Consider the following 13996-nt stretch of genomic DNA (forward strand, 5'->3'; position numbering starts at 1 on the left):
AACGTAGCTACATTTTTCTTTTGTTAATTTAGAGATTAGTAGATTGACAATCTGATTATCTTACTGAAATATTATCACACAATTTAGAATATTTCTACAATAGTTATTTTATTAACACACTTTTTCTACAAACAATTTGTAATCGATTACCGTTTTTTCAGCTTTTTATTTAATTATTTTATCGAAAATTAAAAAAATAATTTTATTTTCAGGTATCTTCTCTATTATAATCTGTTAAATTTTTAACTTTTATACATGTAACGACAAAAAAGCATCATTGTTTTTAAAATATGGATTTAACACATAAAATCAGTAAACAACCAATGCTTTCAATATATTTAATCTTTATTTTTTTAGATTTTTGTTTTAATTGTTATTATTTTATACTTTTTTACAGACCAATCGTTTTAAGTAAGATTTATTCTGACTTAACCTTTGTAAGATTTTCATTAATCAATTCCATATGCATACCCATACCAATAGCTGCTTCTTGTGAATCATGCTTAGCCAGAGCACGATATATGCTTTGATGGTGATAGTCTATAATATTTTTGTTGTTTTTATTTTCTAATATTCGGAACCTTGCATCATTAATAACTGAGTCACTTAAAGTCGAAATTGTATTCAATATAGTTAATATTAATAAATTTTTTGAAGCTTTTGCTATATTATAGTGAAATTCTTTATATAGTTTGTACTTTTCATCTTCATCTTCACAATTTTTCGCTATATCCATAAGCCTTTTAAGTTCTTTAAGTTCTTCCTCTGTTATAAGTTTTGCTGTCAAACCTGCTGTTTCAACTTCTATAACTGTTCTCAATTGAAATATTTCCTGTGGTTTGCTTTTATTAAGCATGAACATAATGGAAAGGGGCTCAAATAAACTATTTTCAAGATTTTCTTTAACAAAATTCCCCTCCCCCTGTCTGCAATCTAAAAGTCCAATAACTTCAAGAGCCCTTAACGCTTCCCTGATGGATGCCCTGCTAACTCCTAACTGCGCAGACAATTCTTTTTCAGAAGGAAGCTTATCACCTTTTTTTAACTCTTCATTTAAAACCATCTGCTTTACTTGTTCAATTACTTGTTCATATACTCTTGTTGGTTTGATAGCTGTAACCATATCCTCAACTCCTCTTTAAATCCCCATAGCATATAATTTATTTTTATTCTTGGTCAACAATTTATCATTTCCACGTTTTGTTCCTCCAGTCTATATGTTTGTAAAATATATTTTTTCTCAATCTGGTATGTTGTCTTACCAGTTTATTGTTAAAATGTAGAATAATTTTTACTTTTTTAGATTTTACTCAAAATATATTCTTTCTGCAAAACCTTCTATTTTCTAATGAAAACCCCGCTACATTTTCCCTTTTCGTGTAACTGGTCTGATAATCTTTTGTCTAATCAAATGCTACCACATAATTCTGAATATTTCTACAATAGTTATTTTATTGACACATGCTTTGTATTCACAAAATGTAATCGTTTATCATTTTACAAGCTTTCCCCACAATATTAAAAAGAAAAATTTTTTTATTTTTTTCTGTTACGTATATTTTGTTAGTTAAATATCAAACTTAAAATATAAATAACAACAAAAGCATCGTTGCTTTAAAAATATAGACTTAGCCCCTAAAGTCATCAAACAACCAATGCTTTCAATATATTTATTCTTTATTTTACTCGCTACTATTCTGTCATTTTCTATAGATTGCACTAACTTAACTTTATCAAATTTTCATTTATTAATTCCATATGCATCCTCATCATAGTAGCTGCTTGCTGAGAATCATGTTTAGCCAAAGCTATATATATGCTTTGATGTTCATAATCTATATAATCTATAGCATTTTCATCATCTTTAATACTTTTATTGCTTTCATTTTTTAATATTTGAGCTCTGGCATCTTTAATTAAAGAATCAATCAATGTAGAAATCGTATTTAATATAGTTACTATCAAAAGATTTTTTGAAGCCTTTGCTATGTTGTAGTGAAATTCTTTATCCAATTTTGCCTTTTCATTCTCATCTTCACAATTTTTCATCATATCTATTAACTGTTTAAGCTTTTTAAGTTCTTCTTCTGTTATAACTTTTGCTGCCAAAGCTGCTGTTTCAACTTCTATAACTGTTCTTAATTCAAATATTTCCTGTGGTTTGCTTTTATTAAGCATAAACATAATGGAAAGAGGCTCAAATAAACTATCTTCGAAATTTTCTTTGACAAAATTTCCTTCTCCCTGTCTGCAATCCAAAAGTCCAATAACTTCAAGAGCTCTTAATGCTTCCCTGATAGATGCCCTGCTAACTCCTAACTGTACTGATAACTCTCTTTCAGATGGTAATTTATCCCCTCTTTTAAGAGTTCCATTTGAAACCATCTCTTTTATTTGATCAATTACCTGCTCATAAACCTTTGTTGTTTTAATAGCTGTAAACACATACTCGTCCCCTCTCTACCATTCCCATAGCATATAATTTTTATGTTTTAATTAAATTATATAATTTGAATTTGTTCTTGGTCAATAACAAATTGAATATTTCCCTTATATTTCCTTGTATTTATACCCCTGATAAACTCATTATAGCAAATACCATCTTAAAATACTATCTCCCCAAATTGCAGCTATAATTGCTCCTAAAGCTATATAAGGTCCAAAAGGAATATAGTCTTTTCTACTTTTCTTTTTTATAGCTATAAGTAAAACTCCAATTACAGCACCTAGTATTACAGATAAAAACAGCATCAAAAGAGTAAGCTTCCATCCTAAATACAGACCAGCTAGAAAACATATTTCAGCATCTCCCCAGCCCATGCCCCCAGTGATTAATATAATTAAAGAAATAAATCCTCCACCAATCAAAGCTCCCAGTATGTATGTCCCTATATTGTATCCAGTAAAATAATATACAACTAAAAATACTATTCCCACTATAATACCGCTTATTGTGGTTTTAAAGTATACATCTGTGGTATCAAAGTCTATCATACCTATCGCAATCAAAAAGCAGGACAATACTGCAAATTTAATAAATTCCATGGATGTTCCATAGTATTTATATATAAGCACAAATACTATTCCTGTAAATAACTCTATAAGCGGATACCTGATACTTATTTTTTCTCCGCAGTATCTGCACTTTCCCTTTAGAAAAAATATATAACTGATGACAGGTATTAAATCATAAGGCTTAATATTGTTTCCACAACTTGTACAGTGTGATGGTGGATAGGATATTGACTCCTCTCTTGGTATTCTGTATATGCATACGTTTAGGAAGCTGCCTATCAGTAAACCTATTATTAATATAAATATGTACTCCATTTTTATCATCTCCATTTTAAATTGTTAGCTGTGAAATTTTTAGTATATAAGTTGCAATAAATAATATTCATTGTATTAAAACTTCATCAAAGTTTTTTATAAATTGATCATTGAACAATGAGTATTGATAATTGCAATATATATATTTAAAATCCTACTACTAATAAAGGACATACAGGCAACTTATTTAGCTGCCTATACGTATTTAGTTTAATCTAAATTTAGTAATTTCTCAACTATCATTTTTAATCTTGCTGCTTCATTATTATAAATTTTTACTTTATTAATTATCTAAGATGTTCTAAATATGTTTTTTAATCTAAGGACGGTAATTTAACTACTTTTAAGTCATACTTATTATCTTGTGAATTATTTACTTTTACAGTACTGCTTAAAACAGTATCAACTGGAGCCTTTTGATTTATTTTATACTCTAAAATATAGTGATTTTCAAAAGTAGTACTTTCAGGTAATTGAATTTTTAATTTCTTTTCACCTGATATACTGCTTAAATCTATACTAGTTTTTTTAACACCATTAACTGATTCATTCGGAAGACTTGTGGAAATTTCTTTTCCAGCACTATCATACTGAACTTCATATACCTTAATATCACCATTTAATGGTGAACTTACCTTTCCATTACTATCAACTTTATAAAGTGTAAATTTAACCTTACTAACATCTTTATTCAAAGTTAATCTAATGTCAGGATTTTTATCATAAACTTTAAAATCAACTGCTAAATTAGCTGGAAAGCCTTGTACTATATCTGTATTGTTTTGTATTTTTTTATTTACAAACATTCCATGCTTCAATATACTAGCACTTTGACTTAATTTAAATTCTATATTTTGCTCAGCATTATCATAATCTAGATTAAATATTTTAGTATTACCACCTTCAGCAGTAAATCCACTTGGAAATTGTACTGAAACTTTATAGTTTCCTGAAGGTTGGTCAGTTATAGAATATTGTCCCAATGAAGCTGTTTGACCTTCTATAATTTTCTCACCATTTTTCTTAACAATTACAGTTATTCCTTCATAAGGTGTACCATCCTGTTTTACTACTTTAACCTTTACCTTACCAGATTTAACTGAAACATTATGAGTAGCACTTCTTGTTTCCTGTATATTATCTAAATATTTGTATACTACAGTATTTACAACCTCATAATCGCCCGCTTCCTTTATGTTAAAGCTAAATTTTTTAGTTTGTTTTTTATATTCTTTATTAATATCTTTACCAAAAATAGATACATCATGCAATTTCCAAGTTTCACCTGAAGTCAACTCCAGGCCATTAGAATTATATTGCATGGAATGCCTTATATCTTTAATAATAGTGTTTATATTTTCATCTTCATTATGAGCAACTGCCTTCAAAGTAAGATTAGCTGTATCTCCAACTAAATATTTACCCTCACCTTCCGATATTAAGTCCAATCCAATTTTATTTTTATCTATTAATTCAAATTTAACTTCTTGTATTGGATTATCGTATGATAAATCTATAGTTTTTGAATTAGCCCCTTTTACTATATACCTTTCTGGTAAATTACTAATTGAAAATGTATAACTACCTGAAGGGCAATTTTCTAATGATTTAACTCCATATTGATCAATATTAACGCTTGTATATTCTTTTCCATTTTTTATAACGCTTATTTTAGCAGTTCCAAAAGGTGTTCCATCACTGTTTACTACTTTAACATCAATTATTCCTGACTTTACTGAAATAGGATAGCTGTAATTAACTGTTTGAGTTCCCAAATTACTAAAGTTAGAATAATCATAACTTAAAGTATTTTTCACAACATAATTTCCAGATTTATTTAAATTAAATTTAAAAGTATTCTCTTGTATTTCTGGATTTGGATTTGGATTAAATGTGATATCTCCTAAAGTCCAATTACTACTTCCAACTGTTTTTATTACATTAGAGTCTTCTAAGTTATCGTATCCCATAGAAAAGTTTATATTTTGAATCTTAGTCTTTAAATTATCACTTGTTTTTTGTACAGCAGCTTGTAGTTTAACTGAAGCCACATCTCCAACTAAATATCTTTGTTCCTTATCAATACTTAAATTCAATACAGGATTTTCAAAATATTTTAGTGTATAGTTTCCATTATCTTCGGCTATAGCTCCTTTAGAATCTCTAACTACAATCTTAAGTGTAAATCCTTCTTTATTTCCTATTAAACTCTGTAATTCTCCTTTAGTTATTACTACATTTACTGGTTCATTACGCTTAATATCTCCTTCTTGATAACTTTTAACCAATTTATCATCTACATATACGTCCCCGTTTAACTTGTCACCATCTACATCATTTGCAATGAAACTAAACTCAAATTTCTCTTGAGATTTAGATATAATTTTATCTTCATCAATATTTATAACTTTTAATGTTGGAGCATGATTTGCGTTTCTTGCTGCCTTGAGTATTGTATTTATGAACATTTGATGTTCATCCACGCTGTTTGGAGTTGTGTGTCCAGTACCTGAATAAGTAATATTCCCCTTTGTGTAAGTGTAAAAATTATTTCTTCCATCATACTTATCATAATAATATCCATTATTAGCTGTTCCATTTAGCGTAAACCATGGAATAACATCTTCATCTTCTAAATTAAGTTGAAAATACTGTTCATGAGTAGTAGCAACATTAAGTTCTTTTTGAGCATTATTTGCTAAAATATAAGGATACCTAGTAAACAATCCCTCATTCAATTTATAAGTTTTATTGATAGTTGGATGACCTGAGACTTTACCGTTTTTAACATCTAAAATCCCTTTAGTAAATCCATAAGAAATTTTATTAGGACTTGGTAAAGGATCATGTACTATTTCATCAGAATAAAATTCATCATCATCATAACTTATATTATTTTTATTTTTTTGAGAATTATTATTATATCTACTTTGTCCAATAATATCTCTAAATTGTTGAGTTAAATTCTTACTTTGATTTCCATAATTATTCACATGATAACTCATAGTATCATGAGTAAACATTACACTCTGACCTGTTTTAATAAATTCTTTAATACCATTTATAGTATCAATTGTTAAATCACCATCATTAAAACTATCTGCAAATCCTAAAATAATCATGTCATAATTACCATTTAATTTTGTCTTTATAATTTTTGAATTTTTACGAATGTCATTAGGATAGTTATTATTAAATTCATCAGTTGTTAGTTCTGTTACATTAACCTTATAATACTCTGTGCTTAAAGGTACTTTCATATTCTTTATACTAAAAGTATTTCTTGGTGGTACCAACTGAAGCACTCTAATTTTTAATTTTTCTCCTTTATACGCTGGATAACCTATTTTATAAGCTTTAGTCTTTGTTACATTATCTTGAACCTCTAATTTCCACGGCATCATTCCTGTAAAAGAATCTTCCAAACGATAATTAAGTGAGTATCCTTCTCCATTTAATTTAGGCTCTGTTTGCTTAACTAGTTCATCATCTCTGAAGAATCCATCTCCATTTTTATCTAAATATAATTTTACAGTCATAAGATTTGGGTAATTATCTCTAGTATTTAGATTCTCTAAATTAAATCTAAAATTCATTACTTTTGTATCTTCATAGCCATTTGAAGTACCATTGTTTAAAGTACCAGTAAAATCTCTTGGACAATCTTCTACATCTAGAATAGGTCTTTTGCTGCAGCTATTATAAAGTTGTTTTATGTTTTCATTATTTATGTTTTCTGTAAGTCTAACATTTTCTTTTGAACTATATTGTTCAAATTCATTTAATTTTGATTTCTTTAAAGAATCATTAAATATATTTTTTCTAAATATAGTAAGCTGTCCAGAATTTATAAATTCTATTAAATCTTCTGCTTTTCTGTTTGTAATATCATTTTCGCTATAATATTCCAATGAATCTGAATTTGTACCATTATTATTATTTCCGCCTTGTGGAAGTATAGGTGGTTTTTGCCCTATATCAGTATAATGAACACCCGTATCATTTTTATTTCCCACATAAACTATATCGTACTTGCCATTTATTTTTTCTATATTACTTATCAATTCAGGCATTGACATTTGCACTAAATTGATATTTGCAGCCATTCCACTAAACATATTTGTAGTTAACTCAAACTCTCTGCCTGGTTGTACTTCTAAAATGTTTAAATTTTGTAACTTTGTAGTACTAATTTTAATTTGTTCAAATGTTTTTTGAGCATTTGAATCGTCTAAATCTTTATATGTTACAAAAGCTTTTCCTTCACTTCCTAACACCAAATCACTTAGATTTTCATCAGTTTTTAATCTTATAGTTATTTCAACTTTATCAGCTTCATAATTTTTACTTATACTATTTTTCTTATAGGTAATCTCTTTAGATGTTGATGTAAATGTTTGTCCACTTATTTGTCCATCTCCACTTACTATAGCTATGTTATCTGGAAAAGTCTCTTTAACCATAAGATCTTTAACTATTAATTTCTCTTTACTAGAACTACCACCTACATCAACTATGGGGATAGGTTGCGGCTGTATAGTATATTTAAACTCAAATTCTTGTCCTGGCACAATAAAGTTATTTCCATTTACTGCACCTCTTTGTAAATCAAGTATTGACTTAGGTGCTACGATAAACGGTCCATAAATCCCTTTATTTTCTCCACGTTTAACGCCAATATAGTATTGACCTGGTGCCTTTGGAAATTCTACTCCTTCTTCAATGGTGAAGGTACTGTCTGCATATTCTCCTGGAGTAGTTGTTTTTGATGGTCTGAACCACTCTTTATTAGCAGGCAACCAAGTTCTTGGCCAAGTATTATCATGTTTTTCTTGATAATATAACATGAATTTTCCATCTCCACCCCAGTTAAAGTACTCTAAATATATTGGATAATCTTTTCCTGCTTCTAGATTTGTTTCTGTGTATTCTTCTCCAGTCGTTACTTTTGCTGGTCTTGGATCAACCTTACTTGAAGCACTTCCATTAGTAAAATACTTTTCATGGTTTGCAAGCTCTTTCTTTACCCCATCAACAGTAATATATCCATAAAATCCATCATCAGCATCTAATCCAAAACGATATCTACCAGTTTTATCAACTCTTATATACCCCCAAAATTTTGATGCTTCTTTATAATCCTGATATGCATATAACTCTCGATCCATAAAGAGCTTTGAATATCCATAAAATACTGTTTTAGGAGTATATTTTTCTGCTCCTACATATATATCTTTATTCCAGTATTTACTTGGTATTTTAGATTTTACTTGAAATACTTCTCCATTTACTTTTATCTTACTATCTTTATCTACTTTCATATGCATTCTTTTGCTGTTTTCATTTATACTTTTCTTTATTATCACACATTCCTTATTATGATATTGTTTTTCTTCAACTAAGTTAGAATCAACTGCTGTTTCTTGTCCATTTTTAAACATTGTATATTTACTATTTCTATTGTTTACAGTTTTAATTATAAAAGTCAATCCTTCTAAATCCATATAATTTTCTACTAACTTATATTGTCCACCTAAATCAGCTGCATCTGCAGACTGATATTTTATTTCCTGATTAGGATTCATGTATACATGACTTCTATTGCTCCAACTATACCCACTACTATTACTACTTGCAGTATCCATATGACTTACATCATAACTTCTCCAAGTTAAGTATCCTGGCTTATCCACAACATCATTTAATTTTTTTATTTTATTTCCATCAGGGTCTAGTTTTTCCCAGCCTTGGGACTTAATAAAATCATCTTCATTTGGTTGAGACTCTTGTTTAAAGAATTTGTACTCTATATTCTTTAAATCTACTTCATTTCCTTCACCATTAAAATTTACCAAAGCACCACCATTTAACTTTTCATCACTTTCCCTTGTTAATATCTTATTACCTCCCGTATATTCTGGTTTTTCACCTTTCGTATCTATGACTTTCATTCTAATACCTGGAGTACCATTTATTGTACTTCCAGTGGCACCCATAGCAGTCACAGGGTATAGTCCAATTTGGCTTATCACCAAAATAAATATAATTCCTAAAGCAATCAACCTTTTCTTTTTCATATATATCCCCCATTTTTTTATTTCTAAATAGCCACTTGCAAAATTCCTAAACCCATTAGGGCTCAAAGATTTTCAAGCTTTATCCAAAAAATTTTCCTTACTTAATGTCGAATATAATAACCACAAAATATAACTTCTTTTAGTCATGAAAAATGTATATTGTATTTTTTTCCATATTTGTATTATAACTGTTTTAAGCGTAAAAAAAAAGCGTATAGATAAGTTATTTAAACTCTCTATACGCTTTAAAGCTGTTCTAAATGTGTTTTTTAATCTAACGACTTTAATTTTACACTGTTAATATTAAATATAGTACTTTCCTCATATGTTTTATTTTGATTATCCACAGTATCCTTTGCATTTATATGTGTTACCTTTATTGGATATACTTGATCTTCTTTTGAATCCCTAGTTAATTTCATAGTTAGCTTCACTGTATAAATACCTTTACTTAAAACTTTATTTGGAAAACGAATTATATTTCCTTCTACCACTGCTTGCCCTATATTATCTGTACCTTTAAGTACATCTCCTGCTTCTAAATTAGTTATTCCTATTATTATTTCATTTTCTATTTCTTTTTCTATTATACATTCTAATTCTAAACTTTCTACATCTCTGATTATCTCTACATTTAAATCAAGTTTTACTTTAGTTCCTTTTATAGCATTAATATCTGTTTTAGATTTATTCATAGGACTTTCAAAATATAAATTTTTAAATAATCTTTCATCTGTTAAATAAAAAGTTATATTTTTACCTTCTCCATCTTCAACAGTAGTTTTAGTAATTTTATATCCTTCTGGTGGTTTAATAAATGCTGCATAGTCACTAGGAACAACATCAGGAATAACATACTTTCCTTCTCCATCTGTTATAGCGTCTTGGCTACTTATTTTTTCATTGGTTACATGTTTAATAACCGATACAGGAATATTGGGAATTGGCTTTTCACTTGCTCCGCCACTTTTATTAACCTTTGCAAATCCACCTGAATTATTACTATCTAATAATAATACCTTTACACAAATACTATTATTATCAGTTCGACCTTTAAATATCTCCTCTGCATTTTCTGGTGTTGAATCTTTTGATGGATAGAACCAGTCAGAAGGAACTTCAGTCCATGCTCCATCATTTCTCTGATATTCCATTTTAAATGCTCCACCATTAGGCAAATTGTAAAGATATTCTAAGTGTATTGGATAATATTCATCACTATTCAAATCATATGCGTTACCTAAAGAAAAACTTTCAGTTTGATTATTTGAAGTAATATATCCACTGGCTTTATTATTGTTACTTCTAATCAAACGAGCATCTGCCCAGTCTGCCCAATCATAATAATTATTATCAACACAATTTACAACTAACTTCAATTCTTTTATTCCCGAAACATCAAGATCAATATCTTCTGCTTGTGTACCACATCTAAATACTCCACTTTTATAAATTTCGTTTCCATCTGCATATACACTAAAGATAATTGTTCCCTTTTCTCTTACTGTTCCATCATCTAGTCCTATTGTTGATTTAAATCTTTCGTATTCACCACCTAAATCATATATAATTGTTGAATTCGCATGTGTTCCTATTCCTTTTTCATAAGTTTTTTCGTTTAATGTAATTGGGTTTCCTACAATATTTTTATTTTTCTGTATAGTTCCCCATCCGCTACTACCAGACATCCAATTCATATCACTTAAATAGGTCACATTATTAGTAGTAGCAACTCTAAATTTATAGACAGCAGTTTCTGGAAGCTTCAAATATCCCCAAAATTTTGATGCTTCTTTATGTTCACTTCTGTTATACGGAAGATATAAACTATTATAAAAATCCCCTGTATCATAAAATACTGTTTTAGGAATAATTCTTCCTGCTGATGCAAATAATTTCTGGTTTTTTCTATATGTGTATATTCTCTCATGTGCTGATCCCCAAATAACTTCTCTATAACCATGTACCCCATTTTGATAATTATATAACCAACTAAACGTTGTTGGATTTTGAGTTGGAATATAATTATATAAATTTTCATTTATCATTACACCACTTGGTCGATAATTATTAGTGCTATAATAAGTGGTTCCATTATATACTGCTTCTGTTTGATCACCTATATTTGCAGTAGTGTGAATTGAAATCTTTGAAGCATTGTTTCTATCTATAAAAGAGCTTGTATAATCTGTGTTATTAGGAGTATTATTAGGAGTATAAAGATAGGCTTCCTTCCAAATAGAATTGCTTTCCCAAAAATTATCTGAAAACTCTATTGCAGTAGAATAATACCTGGTTCTCTTATTACGATCATAATAAAATAAATATTTTACATCTTCAAGATTTAAATGTTTATCAAAACTACTTGCTTTTTCAGTTGTTAAATAATCTTTATATAATATAGTTTTGAATACATCTTTTCTATCATCCCAATTGGTTATACTATTAGTATCATATCCTCTGTAATTCAGCATTCCTCTATTATTTAAGTCAATATCACTAGATTCAACTTTTGCTAATGTACTACCCCAAGTTTCTTTTGTCAAATAAATAATTATTTTTTTTGAATAATCACTATTAATACTGGTATAACTTCGTTTTAGTACATATCCCTGTGGAGCAGTAACTGAAATTGTATAATTATCTACATTAAGATTATTATATTTATACCCTCCATTTACATCTGTTTTTGCATCAATAGGTGTTATTACTGAATTTAGTGAATTTTTTATAGCTATTGGAACATTTTGTAGTGGAAGTTCTGAACCAGAATCTTCATCAACAATTTTTATATCTAAATCATTATTTTTTATAAATATCCCGTCAGCTTCCTCTGGGTTAGTAGCTTTAGATGGATAAAACCACTCAGCAGGTACTTGAGTCCATGCACCATTATCTTTTTGATATTCCATAGTAAAATTTCCACCCTGTAGATCATTATATATATATTCAAGATGTATTGGGTAATATTTATTGTTTGTTAATGAGTAAGAATTATTATTTGAAAATAGGTCTATTTTTCCATCTGCAGTTATATATCCAGCTGCGTTATCTTTTGTAACTAATCTAAATTTATAATTAGCATTATCTTGTACTTTTAAATATCCCCAGAATTTTGATGCTTCTTTATATTCAGTTCTATTGTATGGAATATATTGATTGTTATTAAAATCACCTGTATCATAAAATACCGTTTTGGGAATAATTTTTCCAGCCGATACGAATAATTTTGGATTTTCTCTAGAGTTGGTTATCCAGTTATGTTCTCCCAAATCAAAACCTTGATAAGTCTTTTTATAAGCTGTATAAGTATAAAACCAACTAAACGTTGTTGAATTTTCATCTGGAATATAATTATATGAATTTTCATTTATCATTACACTACCTGGTTTATAGTTAGTAACACTATAATAGGTGTTTCCATCATATACTGCTTTTATTTCACCTGATATACCTGTAGTGCTAGAAATTGAAATATTTGAAGCATGCGCCTTATCTAAAAATAAGCTAGAATAACCTGTATTATTAGCCATATCATATGGATAATACATATAGGCCTGATCATACTTATTATCACTTCTCCTGTCACATATCTCAAATGCAGTGGCAAAGTGTTCAATTACATCATGCTGAATATAATGATATAAGTATTTTACATCTTCCAGCTTTAAATGTTTATCAAAGCTGCTTACTTTTTCAGCACTTATATAATCTTTATATTTTACTTTTTTAAACACATCACTTCTGTCTGCCCAGTCTGTTATATTCTCAGTATCATATCCTCTATAAGTTAATTTGCCTTGATTTTGTACATCTACATCATCATTATCAAAACTAACGGATACGTTATAAGTATTATCGCTAGAAGTCACAGGTTGTCCATGAATTTGCATACTTGAAATACAAGACAAAATCATGGAAAATATTAAAGTTAAAGAAAGTAACCTTTTCATTTGTATTCCTCCACTCTTCATTTGTTTCTAAAACAAACCTCACTATTTACAACTGCACTTTCATTTCCTTTACTCAGATGAATTTCTACCTCAACTCCATCAGCATCTTTTAAGGTTTTATTGGCACTAGCACTTAGATTAATATGATTTATATCTTCTGCAGCAATTTCTCCTATAATTTCATCTGCAGATAAATTACCATCTTTATCTATTACTACTTCCCCTATAGTTTGATCAGTATTTTCTTCATTTGCAGGAACAGTTCCATGCCAAAGTCTATTGTCTGCCACTTCAAATATCTCATATATATCATTTCCATTAATATCTATTGTTTTGAATACTATTCTGTCTATGTTTTCAGCAATAGTATGTTCCTCTAAATTTAAATCTTGTCCTTCTATTCTTACTTCAATTATTCCTTTTGATTCTATAGCACTTCTTACAATTCTCTCTATTCCTTTTTCGCCCTCAGACTGCAAGTCAATTTGCTTATTGACTTTGTTAAGTGTATTATAATTAGTCAAAAAGAAATTTGATAATGCAGTCATTACTATTGCCACTATAGCTATTGCTATTAAAATTTCTATTAATGTAAATCCTTTCTTTTTCACTTTTATCTTAAATCACCTTCTCGTG

The 13996-nt window shown here is 28.7% G+C and carries 6 protein-coding genes; all 6 read right to left on the reverse strand.

The annotated features are described in order from the left end of the window. Nucleotides 1-418 precede the first annotated feature (418 nt). Nucleotides 419-1123 carry a FadR/GntR family transcriptional regulator gene (locus tag OIO11_RS07420; protein WP_268070807.1) on the reverse strand — a complete coding sequence of 235 codons (705 nt, stop codon included), beginning with the start codon at nt 1121-1123 and terminating at the stop codon, nt 419-421. Nucleotides 1124-1719: 596 nt separating this feature from the next. Beyond that, entirely contained in the window at nt 1720-2445 is a 726-nt protein-coding gene (locus OIO11_RS07425) for a FadR/GntR family transcriptional regulator (RefSeq protein ID WP_268070808.1), read from the reverse strand. Between the two features lie 141 nt (nt 2446-2586). Then, nucleotides 2587-3339, reverse strand: coding sequence for a prepilin peptidase (locus OIO11_RS07430; protein ID WP_268070809.1), 753 nt, complete (start codon nt 3337-3339; stop codon nt 2587-2589). A gap of 305 nt (nt 3340-3644) precedes the next feature. After that, entirely contained in the window at nt 3645-9407 is a 5763-nt protein-coding gene (locus OIO11_RS07435; protein ID WP_268070810.1) for a DUF5057 domain-containing protein, read from the reverse strand. A 269-nt stretch (nt 9408-9676) separates the two neighbouring features. Beyond that, nucleotides 9677-13360, reverse strand: a complete 3684-nt coding sequence (locus OIO11_RS07440) for an NPCBM/NEW2 domain-containing protein (protein ID WP_268070811.1) — start codon at nt 13358-13360, stop codon at nt 9677-9679. 17 nt (nt 13361-13377) lie between these two features. After that, entirely contained in the window at nt 13378-13971 is a 594-nt protein-coding gene (locus tag OIO11_RS07445; RefSeq protein ID WP_268070812.1) for a prepilin-type N-terminal cleavage/methylation domain-containing protein, read from the reverse strand. Nucleotides 13972-13996 lie beyond the last annotated feature (25 nt).

Source organism: Clostridium sp. ZS2-4 (assembly GCF_026719745.1).
Classification (GTDB): Bacteria; Bacillota; Clostridia; order Clostridiales; family Clostridiaceae; genus Clostridium_H.

Coding starts and splice junctions, on each gene's coding strand:
- OIO11_RS07430 (WP_268070809.1), bottom strand. CDS start 3,339: ATGATAAAAATGGAGTACATATTTATATTAATAATAGGTTTACTGATA.
- OIO11_RS07420 (WP_268070807.1), bottom strand. CDS start 1,123: ATGGTTACAGCTATCAAACCAACAAGAGTATATGAACAAGTAATTGAA.
- OIO11_RS07440 (WP_268070811.1), bottom strand. CDS start 13,360: ATGAAAAGGTTACTTTCTTTAACTTTAATATTTTCCATGATTTTGTCT.
- OIO11_RS07435 (WP_268070810.1), bottom strand. CDS start 9,407: ATGAAAAAGAAAAGGTTGATTGCTTTAGGAATTATATTTATTTTGGTG.